The following is a 16073-nucleotide window of genomic DNA, read 5'->3' as shown; positions in this document are numbered from 1 at the left end:
GATCGTGACTCACACCGTTCTCATCGGGCTCGGCGTCCTTATTGCCATCCTCACCGTGGTCTCGGCCCTCGGCCTGCTGCCGTCGCTGCGCATCGTCCCCGACGATACGCATTTCGACTTCACGCGCTTCCGTCGCATCAGCTTTCCGATCTCGGCGGCGCTGTCGATCGTCGCGATCGTGCTGTTCTTCACCCATGGTCTGAACCTCGGTATCGACTTCAAGGGCGGCACGCTGCTGGAGGTGAAGGCGAAGTCCGGCACCGCCGACATCGCGGCAATGCGTACCTCGCTCGACGGCCTGGGCCTCGGCGAGGTCCAGCTGCAGCAGTTCGGCGGTCCGGAGAACGTCCTGATCCGCGTTGCGGAGCAGCCGGGTGGCGACGCGGCCCAGCAGGCAGCCCTGCAGAAGCTTCGTGGCGCGCTTGGCGACAGTGTCGACATTCAGCGCACCGAGGTGCTGGGTCCGCGCGTCGCGGGCGAGCTCCTGGCCTACGGCATGCTCGGCCTGATGCTCGCGATCGTTGGGATCCTGATTTATCTCTGGTTCCGGTTCGAATGGCAGTTCGCGCTGGGCGCCATGATCGCCAACGTGCACGACATCGTGCTGACGATCGGCTTCATGTCGATCAGCCAGGTCGATTTCGACCTGACCAGCATCGCGGCGTTGCTGACCATTCTCGGCTATTCGCTCAACGATACCGTCGTCATCTACGATCGCATCCGGGAAATGCTGCGTCGCTACAAGAAGATGCCGATGCCCCAGCTGCTCAATGAATCCATCAACTCGACGCTGTCGCGCTCGATCATCACCCACGTCACGGTGACGCTCGCGCTGCTCGCGCTGCTCTTGTTCGGCGGCCATGCCATCCACAGCTTCACCGCGGTGATGATGTTCGGCGTGGTGCTGGTCGGCACCTACACCTCGATCTTCATTGCAGCACCGATCCTGATCTATCTCGGCGTCGGCGAGCACCGCGAAGACGCGCCCGATACGGCGACGCCGGCGAAGAAAAGCAAGGCATGATCCGAACCTCATGCCCTTGCAGGCGTTTGCGAGGGCAGTAAGCCCATTCGGACGAAGCTCATGGCCGGCGATCCCAACGCTCCGCATTTTCCGCGCTCGGCGCCGATCGATGCCTATGGCAAGGGCGGCTTCGCCTTTGCCGGCATGTCGCATCGGGGCTCGCTGCTCTGTCTGCCCGACGCGATCTGGGCTTGGGACGTGACCGACCCCGCGAAGATCGACCGCTACTCGCTGGATCGGGTGTTCACGGCGGCCAACAGCATCGACACGCTCCTGGTCGGCACTGGAACGGGGCTGTGGCTGCCGCCGCCGGAGCTGCGTCAGGCGCTCAAGGCGGTGAGGGTTGTACTGGACACGATGCAGACCGGCCCGGCCGTGCGCACCTACAACATCATGATCGGCGAACGGCGGCGGGTTGCCGCCGCGCTGATCGCCGTGCCATGAGCAACCGGCCATCCGACTCCGCCGCGTTCTGCGCCGATCTCGTGCGCAGCCACGACTTTCCCCGCTACGCCGCGACCCTGTTCGCGCCGGCCGCCGAGCGCCGCGCGTTACTGGCGATCTATGCCTTCAACGTCGAGATCGTTCGCATCCGCGACCAGGTGAGCCAGCCCTTGCCCGGCGAGATCCGCCTGCAATGGTGGACCGACATGCTGTCGGGCCACGTCCATGGCAGCGCCGAAGGCAATCCGGTGGCGGCCGAGCTGCTTCGCGCGATTCGCGATTTCGACCTGCCGGTCGAGTCGCTGTCGCTGCTTGCCGAGGAGCATCAGTTCGATCTCTACAACGACCCGATGCCGACGATGGCCGCACTGGAAGGTTACCTCGCGGCGACCTCATCGGCGCTGTTCGCCCTGGCAGCGCAGGTGTTGGGACCGCCTTCGGAGGCGGCCGAGCATGTCGCCCGCCATGCCGGGCTGGCGCAGGGTATCGTGCAGGTCATAGCCAATCTGCCGCGCGATGCCGCGCACCGGCAATTGTTCGTGCCGCAGCAGGTGCTGGAGAAGCACGATTGCAGCATGGAGGATGTCTTCGCCGGCAAGCAGACACCCAATCTCCATGCGGTGCTTGAGCAGCTCGCGGGTGAAGCCCGGCAGCATATGACTGCGGCTTCATCGCTGCTGGCGCAGCTGGCGCCGCCGTTGCGGCCGGCGTTTCTGCCGCTGCGCCAGGCGCAGGCCGATCTCGAGCGCCTGTCGCGCCCGGGACGCAATCCGTTTAGGTTGCAGCCGACCTCGCGGTTGCGCACGCTCTGGACGCTGTGGCGCGCCTCGCGATCGCGCGAATTTACCAAATAGACGCCGGCTTATCGCCTGGCCCGCCCAAATGCTCTATGCTGTCCTATGGCTGACATGTCCCAAAGCTCGTTCGATCTCAGCGGCCTTCCGGTCGCACCGGAAGACATTCACGCCGCAGCCAAGACCATACAAGGCGCCGTCGTCGAGACGCCTTGTAGCCATAGCCGGACGCTGAGCAGCATCTGCGGCTGCGACATCTGGCTCAAATTCGACAACCTGCAGTTCACCTCCTCGTTCAAGGAGCGCGGCGCGCTCAACCGGCTCGCCGCGCTGATGCCGGAAGAGCGCGCGCGGGGCGTGATCGCGATGTCCGCGGGCAACCACGCGCAAGGCGTTGCCTACCACGCCAAGCGGCTCGGCATTCCCGCCACCATCGTGATGCCGATCGGCACGCCCATGGTGAAGATCGAGAACACCCGGCATCACGGCGCCGAGGTGGTGGTCACGGGCGCGACGCTGGAGGAGGCGGCCGCCTTTGCGCGTAGCCACGGTGAAGCGCACGGCATGGTCTTCGTCCATCCTTACGACGATCCGCTCGTCATCGCCGGGCAGGGCACGATCGGGCTGGAAATGCTGAAGGCGGTCCCGGAGCTCGACACGCTGGTCGTCCCGATCGGCGGCGGCGGTTTGATCAGCGGGATTGCCATTGCCGCGAAGTCGATCAAGCCGTCGCTCAGGATACTGGGCGTCGAGGCCTGGCTCTATCCCTCGATGTACAACGCCATTCACGACGGCAATCTGCCGGCGCGCGGCGATACGCTCGCCGAGGGCATCGCGGTGAAATCACCGGGCAAGATCACCACCGAAATCATTCGGCGCCTCGTCGACGATATTGCGCTCGTCAACGAAGCCGAGCTCGAGCGTGCAGTCGCGACCCTGATCTCGATCGAGAAGACCGTCGTCGAGGGCGCCGGCGCCGCCGGCCTCGCCGCGCTGATGTCCGATCCGTCCCGCTTTGCCGGCGAGAAGGTCGGCCTCGTGCTGAGCGGAGGCAATATCGACACGCGGCTGATCGCCTCCGTGCTCACCCGCGAGCTCGCGCGCGAGGGGCGGCTGACGCAATTGTCGCTCGATATCCCCGACAGGCCGGGGCAGCTCGCCGCGGTAGCGGCACTGCTGGCCGAAGCGGGTGCGAATATCATCGAGGTCTCGCACCAGCGGACCTTCTCCGACCTGCCGGCCAAGGCGACGCTGCTGCAGCTTGTCATCGAGACCCGCGATGCCGCCCATCTCAACGAGGTGATGGCCAGGCTCAGCGCATCCGGACTGAGCGCGCGCTGCACCTGAGCACGCGCTAACGTGACGCCAAATCCGCGACGTGGTCGATCAGCCGGTCGATCTCGGCTTGGGTGTTGTAGTAGTGGGGGGAAGCTCGGACGAGCGGCGGCAGCTCGCGGTTCTCGGCATCGATGCGGGTACTCGACGGGTCTGAAGCGCCGATTGTGATGCCCGCCGCCGCGGCGCTGCTGACAATGGCCTCCGCTTCATATCCATCCAAAGTGAAGCTGACGATGGCGCCAGGCTTGCGGCCAAGGTCGTGAATAGTGATGCCGCGAATGGAAGCGAGGCCGCTGCGAAGGCGGCCCGCGAGCAGCCGGCAGCGCTCCTCGATGGCATCCATGCCGATGTCGAGCGCATAATCGACGGCAGCGCCGAGCCCAAGCCGGGCGGCGTAATTATTCTCCCATGTCTCGAAGCGGCGGGCATCGTCGCGGAGCCGGTATTCATCGCGCGAGACCCAGGGCGCTGCAAAATGGTCGATCATCGGTGGCTCGAGCTGCTGCAGGAGCGCCCCGCGCACATAGAGAAAGCCGGTACCACGCGGTCCCCGCAGGAATTTGCGTCCCGTGGCCGACAGCATGTCGCAGCCGATGGCCTCGACGTCGACCTCCATCTGGCCGACCGCCTGGCAGGCATCGAGCAGATAGGGGATGCCGTGTGCTCGCGCAATTCTGCCGATGGCCGCTGCGGGATTGGTCAGCCCGCCATTGGTCGGAACCCAGGTGATGGCGATCAGCTTCACGCGTTCGTCGATCATACGTTCGAGTGCGCCGACGTCGAACTCGCCCGTCGCATCGCTCGGCACCACATCGATGACCGCGCCTGTGCGTTTGGCGGCCTGAAGAAACGCAACATAGTTGGCGGCGTACTCCGCTTCGGCCGTCAGGATCCGGTCGCCCTCTCGAAATGAAAGCGAATAGAACGCCATCTGCCAGGCAACCGTCGCGTTCTCCACCAGGGCGATTTCATCCGGCGATGCGTTCAGGAGCCGGGCCACTGAGCCGTAAACGGCTTCGAGCCGATCTGACGCGCGATCGGCTGCGGCATAGCCGCCGATCTCGCTCTCGAGATCGATATGTCCCTTCATCGCCGCGACGACGGGCGCGGGCATGAGAGCCGCACCGGCATTGTGGAGATACGCGAGCCGGGAGGCAGCAGGCGTGTCGGCACGTATCTGGTTGATGTCGATCACGTCAGAGCCTCCATCTTCAGGTTCCTCGTAGACACAATGACGCGCGCGAGCAAGCTCGGGCAAACGACTGTTCCAGCTGGAGCATGCAGATCGGGATGCCTATGCTGATCGGAAGCGCAATCTGGCACGGAATCACAGGGAATACCCAATGGCAAAGAACACGATCTGCCTCTGGTACGACAAGGATGCTGAAGCCGCGGCCCGCTTCTATGCCGAGACGTTTCCCGACAGCGCGGTGAGTGCGGTCCATCGCGCGCCCAGCGACTATCCGTCCGGCAAGGCAGGCGATGTCCTGACCGTCGAGTTCACGGTAGCCGGCGTTGCCTGTCTCGGTCTCAATGGCGGACCCGTCTTCAAGCACAACGAGGCCTTCTCGTTCCAGATCGCCACCGACGATCAGGCGGAGACCGATTGCTACTGGAACGCCATCGTCGGCAATGGCGGGCAGGAGAGTGCGTGCGGCTGGTGCAAGGACAGATGGGGAGTCTCCTGGCAGATCACGCCGCGGGTGCTGACCGAGGCGCTGGCCGCCGGTGGCACGGAGGCCAAGCGCGCCTTCGATGCGATGATGGGGATGACGAAGATCAACGTCGCCGCGATCGAAGCCGCGCGCCGCGGCTGAGACGGTCGCGCCTCAGATGCAGAGGCCGAGCAGCTTGACGTGACAATTGCCGGACTTCGGCTTGCTCGCGGGCGGTACCTCGCGCTTCACCGCGACGACGGGCTCCTTGTCCTTTTTCTTGCCTTTGCCCTTCTCGTAGTCGCCGGCGATGACCATGGCCCAATAGGTGCGCTTGCCACTCGCATTCTTGGCGCTGGCAATGCCGACGCGGGAGGCATTGTGCAGCAACAGGTTCTTGCGGTGCCCGGAGGAGTCGATCCACTGGCCCAGCGTCTTGTCGAAACTGTCGTAGCCGTAGGCGATGTTCTCTGCGGCGCGGCCCGCGCCGGCCGGTGCGACGCGGCGATTGAATGGGCCGAGTGTGTCGTGGCTGAGGTCGTCCTTCGCCGCCATCGCGCGGGCCTGATCCATGGCGATGCGATCGAGGGTGGCGTCGCGCACGACGCGGGCCTCACCATGCTTGAGACGGAAGCTGGAGATCAGCTCCGCCGGTGAGTCGGCCAGCGCAGGCGCCCCTGCCAGCAGCACAAGGCCGGCGATCGTTCCGCCAACCATACGATGCATCATCGTCCCCCGAGCGCCCATGATCTCTGCCAACCCTTCCTGATCCAAGCGCTTCTCGATCGCCATTGTGGAGGCTTCAAGGCGCAGATTCCGCGCTAGCTCGTCGGGAGCTTCGCCTCGAAATTGAAGCGGTCGCGCAGGTTCTTGCGCTGCTCCAGGATATCCTTGAGGAAGGCGCGATCCTGCTCGTTCTTCATCATCGGCTCGATCAGGTCGAGCTGGTTCATGGCGACCAGTTGCAGGACCTCGATGCGTGGCTTGCCGCTGGCGTTGCGTGGCAGGGCGTGCACGACCTGGATGTGCTCGGGCGGCTTCGGTCCCTTGGAGGCGGCAAGCTCGCTGCGGAGCTGGCCCTCGAGCGCGGCCTGATCGGCTTCGACGAAGGCGTAAAGCCCGACACCGGAGCGACGGTCGGCAAAGGCGACGATGGCGGCGTCGCGCACGGCGGGATTCCGGCGGATCAGCTCGGCCAGCACCGGCGCGTCGTTGACGAGCCGACGGCCGCCGCCCTCGCGATCGGTGAAGTTGAACAGGCCGCGGGTGATGGCGCGATAGACCTTCTTGCCGGTGGCGAGCCATAGGCTCGCGGCGAACGACTTCCTCGCCAGGATCTTTCGCTCTCGCGGCGTCAGCGCCTCGGGCGCGTAGGAGCGCTTGTGCTTGAGCAGATGCCGGAGGTCCTCATAGGCGAGGATGCGATAGAGCCGGCCGCGGCGCTTGAAGCACGCGGCGAGCTGGAAGTCGGTGACATAGGCGCGGCCGTCGCGGCCGACCAGCCAGTTCTGCTCCTTGGCGAGATCGTTGTGGCAGATGCCGGCGCGGCGCAGCCGACGCAGTGCGGCCTTGGCGGAGCGGAAATAGGCGACATCGCCATGGGGCTTTGCCAGGTGCAGCGCGACGCCGTCGACGAAGCCGCGCACCAGAGCGCGGCGCCCGGCCCAGAGCAGCTCGGGGCCGACGTCGAGGCCTTTGGCCCGCACCAGGGCCTGCTTCTCGCGGGCGAACAGGTGGCGTGCCAGCAGAAACGACCACCATGGCACCTCGTCGAGCCGGCGCAGCACCGCGTCGATCTCGCCGCTTTCGCTGCGGAAACGGCCGCGCTCGACGGTCGAGAACACGTCGCGCTTGAGCATCACGCCTTCGGTCCAGCGCGCCGACAGCTCTGCCGCGTCGTCTTTGGGCAAGCTCATTGCAAACTCACGCGGCGGCGGCAATGCGCAGGTGATCGGCGATCCAGCGATCGAGATCGGCGAGCGCCCGTGCGCTCAGCGCCTGCTTCTTGGCCACCGTCTTCTCGTTGCCGCGCAGCCGCGTGCCGTCGGGCTTCTTCGTTGGCACGCTCGTGAGCGGTGGAAACAGGCCGAAATTGATGTTCATCGGCTGGAACGAGCGCGTGCCCGGCTCGATGGTCTCGATATGGCCGCCGGTGATGTGACCGAGCAGCGATCCCAGTGCGGTCGTAGCCGGCGGGCTGACAAGCGTCTCGCCGCGCGCTTCCGCGGCTGCATAGAGACCCGCGATCAAGCCGACGCTGGCGGATTCCACATAGCCTTCGCAGCCCGTCATCTGGCCGGCGAAGCGCAGCCGCGTCTGTGCGCGCAGCCGCAGCTGGCCGTCGAGCAGCTTCGGCGAGTTCAGGAAGGTGTTGCGATGCAGGCCGCCGAGGCGGGCGAATTCGGCGTTCTCCAACCCCGGAATGGTGCGGAAGATGCGCTGCTGCTCGCCATACTTCAGCTTGGTCTGGAAGCCGACGATGTTGTAGAGCGTGCCGAGCTTGTTGTCCTGGCGCAGTTGCACGATCGCGTACGGTTTCGTGGTGGGATCGTGCGGGTTGGTGAGGCCGACCGGCTTCATGGGACCATGGCGCAGCGTCTCGGGGCCACGTTCAGCCATCACCTCGATCGGCAGGCAGCCGTCGAAATAGGGCGTGTTGGTCTCCCATTCCTTGAACTCAGTCTTCGCGCCGGCGATCAGCGCGGCGACGAAGCCCTCATACTGCTCCTTGGTCATGGGGCAGTTGATGTAGTCGGCACCGTTGCCGCCGGGGCCGACCTTGTCGTAGCGCGATTGGAACCAGGCCACCGACATGTCGATGGATTCGCGGTGCACGATCGGCGCGATGGCGTCGAAGAAGGCGAGCGCGTTCTCGTCGGTCAGCTCGCGGATGGCGTCGGCCAGCGGCGCGGAGGTGAGGGGGCCGGTGGCGACGATGACGTTGCTCCACGCGGCCGGCGGCAGGCCCGCGATCTCGCCGCGCGCGATCTCGATCAGGGGATGATCGTTCAGCGCCTTGGTGACGGCCGCCGAGAAGCCGTCGCGATCGACCGCGAGTGCGCCGCCGGCGGGCACCTGGTTGGCGTCGGCCGCGCGCATGATCAGCGAGCCGAGGCGGCGCATCTCCGCATGCAGCAGGCCGACGGCGTTGTTGGCGGCGTCATCCGAGCGGAACGAGTTGGAGCAGACGAGCTCGGCAAGTCCGTCGGTGCGGTGCGCGTCGGTCATGCGGGTCGGCCGCATCTCGTGCAGCACCACGGGCACGCCGGACTTCGCAATCTGCCAGGCAGCTTCCGAACCGGCGAGGCCGGCACCGATCACGTGGACGAGGTTGGATTGGGGTCCTGTCATGGGGCGGACAGGTAGCGCTTTTCGGCGGAGAGTGGAATCGCCGAGATCGAGTTTTCTGCCACCAGATGCGACAACGCCCGCACGAGGCGGGCGCTATCGGTCCGTTCTAGTGAAGGGCTGAAGGATATCAGCCCTGATACTGACCGGCGGCAACGCGCGGGATGTCCGAGCGATCGAGGCCGATATCGGCCAATTCGCGATCGCTGAGCTGGGACAGCTCGGCAACATTGCGCTGATAGTCCCGGAAGGCCTGGATCATGCGGATGAGCGAGAGCAGCATTGGTAGTCTCCTGTAGTTCGATTCAGCCTTTGCTTGAGGCCTCATCGTTGAAATGAATATAGGTGAGAGTGGTGCAGTGCGAAAGTTCCGATGTTGCGATGCAGCTAAGCGCTATGCGCATGGCGTACGTAACGGATGATTAACCGGAAGGCGCTCCCGCCCAGAGCTTGGCCAAGGTCGTCCGGTGTCCGCGATAAGTACCCGTGAAATAACGGGTTTATGTCAAAGATTGATCTGGGTCATCGCGGAAATAGGTTGCCTATAAGCGGCCAGCAAGTTCAACCCAGCAGCTTATAGACTCAAGTCATGCCTGCCTGATTCGCATAGGACGCGACGCTGTTGTATGAATATAGATTCACTTTAAGATCCATTGAATACCGAAAATGCGCCCATGAGCGATGCGCTGGCGCCGCTACAGGCTAGGCCCGCTTGCCGGGGTTCGGCAGCGGCGATTCGGCGCGGTTCGGCTAGGCTGAGATCTAAGGGGCGCGTGCGAGCTGTGCGGCAAAATAGGCCACGGTCTTGGAGTAGACCTCGCTCTTGTTCCACTGCTTGAGCACCTCAAAGTTCGGGCTGCCCGGCTGCCAGTCCTTGCCCTTCTGCCAGCCATAGCCGACCAGATAATTGGCCGTGGAGGCGAGCACGTCGGGCACGTTATGCAGAAGATCGCGCTTGCCGTTGCCGTCGAAGTCGATGGCATATTTCATCCAGGATGACGGCATGAACTGGGTCTGGCCGAGCTCGCCGGCCCAGGCGCCTTTCATGTCGGCAGGCGCAAGATCGCCGCGCTGGACGATGCGCAACGCATCCAACAGCTCGGCGCGAAACTGCTCGGAGCGACGGCAATCGTAAGCGAGCGTTGCAAGCGAGCGGATCGTTGCAAACTTGCCGGTGTTGACGCCGAAATCGGTCTCCAGGCCCCAGATCGCGACCAGGACTTCGCCCGGCACGCCATAGGCCTGCTCGATGCGCGACAGCACCGAGCCGTATTGCTTCATCCTGTTGGAGCCGCGCTCCAAGCGTGGCGGCACCATGCGGCCGGAGAACTCCTCGAAACTCTGGGTAAAGACCTTTTGCGAGCGGTCGCGGTTGAGCACGCTCTGGTCGAACGTGACGCCGGCAAGCCCGGCAGTGATGGTCTGCTGCGAGATGCCCTTCGCCGCAGCGTCGGTTTTGAAATCAGCCAGCCAAGCGTCGAAATTGCCCGAGTCGCAGGCAACCGCGGCGGGCGCTGGCTGGACTGAGAGAAGGGACGCGGAGACGGCCAAGGCTGCGAGAGCAAGACGAGAAATCGTCGGAGTCATCAGATGAAATGGATTTCCGTGAATTGACCTGACCGGCAGCATAATCTCGGCTGTAACCGCGGCCAAAGCAAGGCGCGCGGCCCTGTCCGAACCGGCCAGGGCCGCACGTCACGAGATTGTCAGACGTCAGTCCGATTCCGCCACGGGAAAAGGTTGGCCGGGAAGTCGGCGGCCGGCTTGCGCGCCCGATGCGGCGGAGGGGGGACCGGACGTGCGCCCGGATCGGACGCGATCACCTTGCGGTAAAGGTGCCACGTGGCGTGCCCGAGCAGCGGGACCACAACGGCGAGGCCGAGGAAGGCCGGGATCGTGCCAAGCGCGAGCAGCACCGCCACGATTAGGCCCCAGGCCGCCATCGGCACCGGGTTTTTCGCGACCACGCGCAGCGAGGTGCTCATCGCCTCGAACGCACCGGCATGGCGGTCCAGCATCAAGGGGAACGACACGGCACTGAGACAGAGCGCGGCGAGCGCGAACAGGAATCCGGTGCCGCAGCCAACCACGATCAGCCACCAGCCTTGCTGCGTCGTCAGCACGCGCATCATGAAGTCCGAGAATCCGGTGACGCCCTCGTAGCCGAACGCCGCGACATAGATCGCCTGCGCGGTCGCCACCCAGGTGACGAACAGGGCGAGCAGCAATGTACCGAGGCCGAGCATCGCGCCGAACGACGGCGATCGCAGCACCTCCATGGCATCCCAGGCGCTGGCCGGTTCATAGCGCTCGCGCCGGCTGGAAAGCTCGTAGAGCCCGAGCGCAGCGAAGGGCCCGATCAGTGCGAAGCCCGCGGCGAGCGGAAACAGCAGCGGCAGCACCGAATAGCCCATCACCACACGGGCGAGCACGAGGCCGAGCACCGGGTAGATCACGCAGAGGATGATGGCGTGGCTCGGAACGGCCTTGAAATCCTCCCAGCCGCGCCTGAGCGCGTCGTGCAGATCGGACAATTGTATGGTTCGGATCACCAGTCCAGCCTCATCCGTGGGCTGGGCCATCGTGGGGACATTGCCCTGGTAGAGTGTGGCCATGGTCGCTAGCTCCCTTGCCAAGCGGCTGCATCCGGCGCCGGCAAACGGCACAAGCGGCCGCCCATTCTCTTGAAATCCCACGATCCCGACCAGACGCGAATTCCGGATGGATCGCGAGCTGAACGGCAAGCATACTCCCAAGTCCGAGTCCTGTCCCTCACGCTTGGGTGAAATTTCGATGCCGCGACGCAATCAATGCGGCGTCATTCTGTCGTCATTTCGCCGCAGATAAGCTGATGCTGCTGTCCGTTCGCGCAACTTCGCGGGCGCGGCGCACCAACTTCGTCTATAAGTGCCACGCAAGGCCCTTCCAATGGATTCCTTTTCGGGGAGCAGACATGAGCATTTTCGGGAAAATCATCAGCGCGATCTTCGGCGGCCAGCCGGCCTCCGCTGCGCCGGCCGGTGGCGCCGCTTCGCCGGGCGCCCCCGCAGGGTCGGCAAGTCCTTCGGCGCCGGCCGCCGCACCCATGGCTGCGGTCGACGTGGCGGCGATCGTCGACAAGGCGGCCGCCGCGCACAAGGGCGAGAAGCTGGAATGGCGTACCTCCATCGTCGACCTCATGAAGGCGCTCGACATCGATTCCAGCCTCGCTGCGCGCAAGGATCTCGCCAAGGAGCTGGGCTACAGCGGCGACATGAACGACTCGGCGAGCATGAACGTCTGGCTGCACAAGCAGGTGATGTCCAAGCTCGCCGCTAATGGCGGCAAGCTGCCGCCGGAGATCAAGCACTGACCGGACCTGGGGTAGTGCCTCAGGGGCCCGCGATCGCCGCCGGCCCTTTTGCATTCAGGCGACCAGATCCGCATCCTCCGGATGCCGATCGAGATAGTCGACGACGAAGCCGCAGCCGGCGATCACCTTCTTGCCGTCGCGCCGGATCAGGTCGAGCGCGCCCTTGACCAGCTCGGAGCCGATGCCGCGCCCGCGCAACGCGCGCGGCGTCTCGGTGTGGGTGATGATTACGGCCGACGGCGTCAGCCGGTAATTGGCGAAGGCGATGTCGTCGCCGACATCGAGCTCGAAGCGGCTCCTGTCCTTGTTGTCGCGTACCGAAGCCGCCATGCGGGGTCCCTCCGAACTGCAGGTGCCTCCTGATCTAGGAGGCTGACACGGCCCTTGCCAAGGTGAGACCAGGGGGAGATTGCGCAGACGAGATATCTGCAAATGCGCGCCGCCCTGACCGCACTGCGGTATGGCCATGGCGCCCGGCGAGCATGGTCCCGCGACTCCGCAAATAATTCCCGATACCGCTCTTGCAAGCCGGACTTCGGTTCCCACGTCCTGGAAAGGACATACGCCCGAATGCGGCCGGCAGGGTCGCCAGATATTCGGAGTGTCATGATCGCCAGCCGCAGACGTATGCCTCTTTTGCAGGAGGGTACGATGTCGGATTCTGGTTTCTTGAAGACTCATCGAACGTGGGAAGACTGGTGTGGGATGCTGCTGGGCGCGTTGATCGTGGCCTCGCCGTGGTTCCCGATCCAGGATCAGGCGATCTCCGGTCACCAGACGGCCATCCTGAACACCGTTGCGATCGGTCTCGTCGTATTTGGCATCAGCCAGCTCGAATATGTCGCCTTGCAGCGCTGGCAGGAGGTGATGACGATCCTGGCCGGACTGTGGCTCATCGCCTCGCCATACGTGATCGGCTATTCCGGTGAGGGATTTCTCCGCATCTATCACACGACCCTTGGTGCGGTGGTGGTGCTGCTCGGCATTCTCCAGCTATGGCAGGACTGGGATATGAATGACCAGGACTTGCTCAAGCACGGACAATAGACCGTAAGTACGGCGGGCCCGCCGGCCACGAGCGGCGGGCCTGGGCACTCACCGTGTCACGAGATCCGCATAGTCCGGGTGCTTGTCGATCCACGCCTTCACGAACGGGCATTGCGGGATCAGCTTCAATCCGTCGGCGCGGACCTGGTCGAGCGCGCCTTGCACCAGCTTCGAGCCAATGCCCTTGCCGCCAAGCTCCTTCGGCACGTCGGTGTGCTCGAAGGTGATGACACCGCCGTCGAGCCGGTAGTGCTCGGTCGCAAGATGACCCTCCACGTCGAGCTCATAGCGGTGATGGGCCTTGTTGTTGATGACGTCGCTCATATCATTGCCTTGCAGCTGCCGGCCTCGCGCACGAGATCGTAACGCACGGTCCGGCCGGGGTTTCCAATCCGAAGCTGTTCCGTTCAATCGGTCGCTTTGGCGAGCCTGGAATCTTCGGCCTGCGGCTGCGGGCGGAGGCAGCCCTGGCAGATGACCAGGGAGCGGTTGACCCTGGCGTCCTGTTCGGCCTCGATGCCATCCTGCGCCTGCCACCGTTCCTTCGAATGGGGCTGAGCGTCGGCTTGCAACCTGTTGCGCTCGGAGCGGCTGGAGGTTCGTGTCGGCTGCGAGGCGGCGCGGGGCCGGTTGGGATCCTCGCCGGCGCCATCCCAGGCATAACGCGCAGGCTTGACGGCGAGATCGGATGCCAGATGCGCTTGCGGAGTCGCGGCACATCCGGCGAGCGCCAGTGACAACAGAAGGAGGGCAGGCGCTTTGACCATGATGCGGCACTCTGTACGCGAGAACTGAGCGAGGTTGCGTCGATCATGTTTAAGATTTTCTGAACGATAGCGGTTATGGTTGCGACCAACGACCATGCGATATCTGATCCTTCTGCTCAGCTTGCTCGTGACCGGCGCGCGTGCCGGCGACGCAAAGCCGTTCAATCCGGCCGAATATCCGCCCGGCGTGCAGAAGGCTGTGCGCTACGCCAACGAGGAATGCGAGAGCCAGCAAGGCGGCGAGGTGACCTTCGCGCATGATACGGTGCGCAGGATCGACCTGACCGGCGATGGTCGTGAGGACTACATCGTCGATTTCCAGGACACCAAATGCGGCGATCGCGAGACGACCTATTGCGGAACCGGCGGTTGCGTTATGAAGATCCTGGTGACGCTGCCGGACGGCAATCTGCGCGAGGTGTTCGACGGCTACGTTCTTCGCTACAGGATCATGGCAGCGCCGGTGAAGCGCGGCGCCACGCGCACCATCCGCTTCGATCTGCATGGCAGTTTCTGCGGCGGCTTTGGTCCGCAAGCCTGCTGGAAGACCAAGGCCATCACGGCGACGCCTTTTGCGTTCAAGCAGTAGGCCAAGTCCGCGGCAGCCGGCCTTGCAGGGCCGCTGGCGATGGCGATAAATGGGCTGCAATGAACGGACGGCTTGCGTGCCGCCCGTCGTCGAAGAGGAAGCCCGATGCAGCCCCTGCGCATGTCCCGCCGCGTCATGAATCTCGCCTATATGCTCACCCAGAATGCGCGGCGGCATGGCGCGCGTCCCGGCTTCGTTTGGGGGGACAAGTCCTGGACCTGGCGCGAGATCGATGCGCAGGTCTCCGCCCTGGCCGCGGCGCTCGCCGCGCGGGGCATTGCCAAGGGCGACCGCATCCTCGTCCATGCCAAGAATGGCGATGAGATGTTTGTCTCGATGTTCGCCGCGTTTCGGCTCGGCGCGGTCTGGGTGCCCACCAATTTCCGTCTGCTGCCTGATGAGGTCAGCTATCTCGCGCAGGCCTCCGGCGCCAAGGCGTTCCTGTGCCATGTCGATTTCCCCGAGCACGCCGCGGCGGTGAAGGACGGTGCGCTGGAGTTCACCTGGAGCGTCGACGGCAAGGCCGCGTTCGGCGAGCGCTCGGTGGCCGATGCGATCGCCTCGCATGCGGGCGCCGTTGTGGAGAATGTCGCGGTCGAGCATGACGATCCCTGCTGGTTCTTCTTCACCTCCGGCACCACTGGACGCTCCAAGGCGGCCGTGCTCACCCACGGCCAGATGGGATTCGTCGTTACCAATCATCTCGCCGATCTGACGCCCGGCACGACCGAGCAGGATGCCTCGCTGGTGGTGGCACCGTTGTCGCACGGCGCCGGCGTGCACCAATTGATGCAGACCGCGCGCGGCGCGCGCACCGTGCTGCTGCCGACCGAGAAATTCGACATCAACGAGGCGTTCCGCCTGATCGAGGCGCATCGCGTCAGCAATCTCTTCACCGTGCCGACCATCCTGAAGATGATGGTCGAGCATCCCGCCGCCGGCAAATACGACCATTCCTCGCTGCGCTACGTCATCTATGCAGGCGCGCCGATGTATCGCGAGGACCAGAAGGCGGCGTTGAAGAAGCTCGGCAAGGTGATCGTGCAGTATTTTGGCCTCGGTGAGGTCACCGGCAACATCACCGTGCTGCCGGCGGCGCTGCACGACCCGGAGGACAGCCCGCACGCCAGGATCGGCACCTGCGGCTTCGAGCGCACCGGCATGCAGGTGTCGATTCAGGACGATGAGGGCCGCGAGCTCAAGGCCAACCAGAGCGGCGAGATCTGCGTGATCGGGCCTGCCGTGTTCGCCGGCTATTACAACAACCCCGAAGCCAATGCGAAGGCGTTCCGCAATGGCTGGTTCCGCACTGGCGACCTCGGCCACATGGACGAGGAGGGTTTTGTGTACATCACAGGACGTGCGTCGGACATGTACATCTCCGGCGGCTCCAATATCTATCCGCGCGAGATCGAGGAGAAGATCCTGACCCATCCCGGGATTGGCGAGGTCGCCGTGCTGGGCGTGCCCGACGCGACCTGGGGCGAGGTCGGCGTCGCCGTCTGCGTCGTCCGAGAAGGCGCGAAGGCGGTGACCGAAGCGGAGATGGCGGCGTTCTTGTCGCCGAAAGTGCCGCGCTACAAGATGCCGAAGCGCTTCTTCTTCTGGGACGCGCTGCCGAAATCGGGCTACGGCAAGGTGCCGAAGCGCATGGTGCGCGACGAGCTCGAGGCGCGCGGGCTGCTCGACCTCGACAAGGCGAGCTGAGCGCACCA

General features: G+C 64.7%; 19 protein-coding genes. 9 read left to right on the top strand and 10 right to left on the bottom strand.

What is annotated here, in order from left to right; genetic code table 11:
• Positions 1-4: 4 nt before the first annotated feature.
• From secF to I6F36_RS00640, 4 genes are read left to right on the top strand one after another with little or no spacing between them, the layout of a single operon-like run.
• Positions 5-1024: a protein translocase subunit SecF gene (secF, locus tag I6F36_RS00655; protein WP_036012746.1), complete on the top strand. Its 1020-nt coding sequence runs from the start codon at positions 5-7 to the stop codon at positions 1022-1024.
• Positions 1025-1084: 60 nt separating this feature from the next.
• A complete protein-coding gene (locus I6F36_RS00650; protein WP_028179505.1) occupies positions 1085-1468 on the top strand; it encodes an Mth938-like domain-containing protein in 384 nt (127 codons plus the stop codon).
• On the top strand, positions 1465-2322 hold the full coding sequence (locus tag I6F36_RS00645; RefSeq protein ID WP_225170879.1) for a phytoene/squalene synthase family protein: 858 nt from the start codon (positions 1465-1467) through the stop codon (positions 2320-2322). The genes I6F36_RS00650 and I6F36_RS00645 overlap by 4 nt, the downstream gene beginning before the upstream one ends.
• Before the next feature lie 45 nt (positions 2323-2367).
• A complete protein-coding gene (locus tag I6F36_RS00640; protein WP_225170878.1) occupies positions 2368-3609 on the top strand; it encodes a threonine ammonia-lyase in 1242 nt (413 codons plus the stop codon).
• Positions 3610-3616: 7 nt separating this feature from the next.
• On the opposite strand, the gene I6F36_RS00635 is transcribed toward I6F36_RS00640, so the two are convergent.
• The gene (locus I6F36_RS00635) at positions 3617-4795 is read right to left on the bottom strand and encodes an aminotransferase class V-fold PLP-dependent enzyme (protein ID WP_036028214.1); all 1179 of its coding nucleotides are present in this window, start codon (positions 4793-4795) and stop codon (positions 3617-3619) included.
• 148 nt (positions 4796-4943) lie between these two features.
• Between I6F36_RS00635 and I6F36_RS00630 the strand changes: the two genes are divergently transcribed.
• Positions 4944-5417, top strand: coding sequence for a VOC family protein (locus I6F36_RS00630; protein ID WP_225170877.1), 474 nt, complete (start codon positions 4944-4946; stop codon positions 5415-5417).
• Positions 5418-5429: 12 nt separating this feature from the next.
• Here the strand turns inward: I6F36_RS00630 and I6F36_RS00625 are convergent, their stop codons facing one another.
• The 6 genes from I6F36_RS00625 to I6F36_RS00600 all read right to left on the bottom strand — a co-directional run bounded on the left by I6F36_RS00625 (position 5430) and on the right by I6F36_RS00600 (position 11218).
• Positions 5430-5981 (bottom strand): CAP domain-containing protein, encoded by a 552-nt coding sequence (locus tag I6F36_RS00625; protein WP_036028219.1) that lies wholly within the window; start codon positions 5979-5981, stop codon positions 5430-5432.
• 95 nt (positions 5982-6076) lie between these two features.
• Positions 6077-7171, bottom strand: coding sequence for a serine/threonine protein kinase (locus tag I6F36_RS00620; protein WP_109145786.1), 1095 nt, complete (start codon positions 7169-7171; stop codon positions 6077-6079).
• Between the two features lie 7 nt (positions 7172-7178).
• Positions 7179-8606, bottom strand: a complete 1428-nt coding sequence (gene trmFO / locus I6F36_RS00615) for a methylenetetrahydrofolate--tRNA-(uracil(54)-C(5))-methyltransferase (FADH(2)-oxidizing) TrmFO (protein ID WP_225170876.1) — start codon at positions 8604-8606, stop codon at positions 7179-7181.
• Positions 8607-8733: 127 nt separating this feature from the next.
• Positions 8734-8886 (bottom strand): DUF1127 domain-containing protein, encoded by a 153-nt coding sequence (locus I6F36_RS00610; RefSeq protein ID WP_007590701.1) that lies wholly within the window; start codon positions 8884-8886, stop codon positions 8734-8736.
• 479 nt (positions 8887-9365) lie between these two features.
• Positions 9366-10190 (bottom strand): lytic murein transglycosylase, encoded by an 825-nt coding sequence (locus tag I6F36_RS00605; RefSeq protein ID WP_036028201.1) that lies wholly within the window; start codon positions 10188-10190, stop codon positions 9366-9368.
• Positions 10191-10309: 119 nt separating this feature from the next.
• Entirely contained in the window at positions 10310-11218 is a 909-nt protein-coding gene (locus I6F36_RS00600; protein ID WP_225170875.1) for a DUF2189 domain-containing protein, read from the bottom strand.
• Between the two features lie 338 nt (positions 11219-11556).
• Between I6F36_RS00600 and I6F36_RS00595 the strand changes: the two genes are divergently transcribed.
• Complete coding sequence (locus I6F36_RS00595; protein WP_036028199.1) at positions 11557-11955, top strand: DUF3597 domain-containing protein; 399 nt, start codon at positions 11557-11559, stop codon at positions 11953-11955.
• A gap of 54 nt (positions 11956-12009) precedes the next feature.
• Here I6F36_RS00595 and I6F36_RS00590 read toward each other — a convergent pair whose 3' ends face one another.
• The gene (locus I6F36_RS00590) at positions 12010-12285 is read right to left on the bottom strand and encodes a GNAT family N-acetyltransferase (RefSeq protein WP_036044205.1); all 276 of its coding nucleotides are present in this window, start codon (positions 12283-12285) and stop codon (positions 12010-12012) included.
• A 276-nt stretch (positions 12286-12561) separates the two neighbouring features.
• Between I6F36_RS00590 and I6F36_RS00585 the strand changes: the two genes are divergently transcribed.
• Entirely contained in the window at positions 12562-13002 is a 441-nt protein-coding gene (locus tag I6F36_RS00585; protein ID WP_311735376.1) for an SPW repeat protein, read from the top strand.
• A gap of 48 nt (positions 13003-13050) precedes the next feature.
• Here the strand turns inward: I6F36_RS00585 and I6F36_RS00580 are convergent, their stop codons facing one another.
• On the bottom strand, positions 13051-13326 hold the full coding sequence (locus I6F36_RS00580) for a GNAT family N-acetyltransferase (RefSeq protein WP_036028195.1): 276 nt from the start codon (positions 13324-13326) through the stop codon (positions 13051-13053).
• An 83-nt stretch (positions 13327-13409) separates the two neighbouring features.
• Positions 13410-13865, bottom strand: coding sequence for a hypothetical protein (locus I6F36_RS00575; protein WP_225170874.1), 456 nt, complete (start codon positions 13863-13865; stop codon positions 13410-13412).
• Between I6F36_RS00575 and I6F36_RS00570 the strand changes: the two genes are divergently transcribed.
• On the top strand, positions 13864-14358 hold the full coding sequence (locus I6F36_RS00570; protein WP_225170873.1) for a hypothetical protein: 495 nt from the start codon (positions 13864-13866) through the stop codon (positions 14356-14358). The genes I6F36_RS00575 and I6F36_RS00570 overlap by 2 nt on opposite strands.
• A gap of 105 nt (positions 14359-14463) precedes the next feature.
• On the top strand, positions 14464-16065 hold the full coding sequence (locus tag I6F36_RS00565) for an acyl-CoA synthetase (RefSeq protein ID WP_225170872.1): 1602 nt from the start codon (positions 14464-14466) through the stop codon (positions 16063-16065).
• Positions 16066-16073: the final 8 nt, after the last annotated feature.

The organism is Bradyrhizobium sp. BRP19 (assembly GCF_020194195.1).
Classification (GTDB): Bacteria; Pseudomonadota; Alphaproteobacteria; order Rhizobiales; family Xanthobacteraceae; genus Bradyrhizobium; species Bradyrhizobium yuanmingense.
Note: the sequence above shows the minus strand (reverse complement) of the source record. Positions and strands in the feature narration are given on the sequence as shown.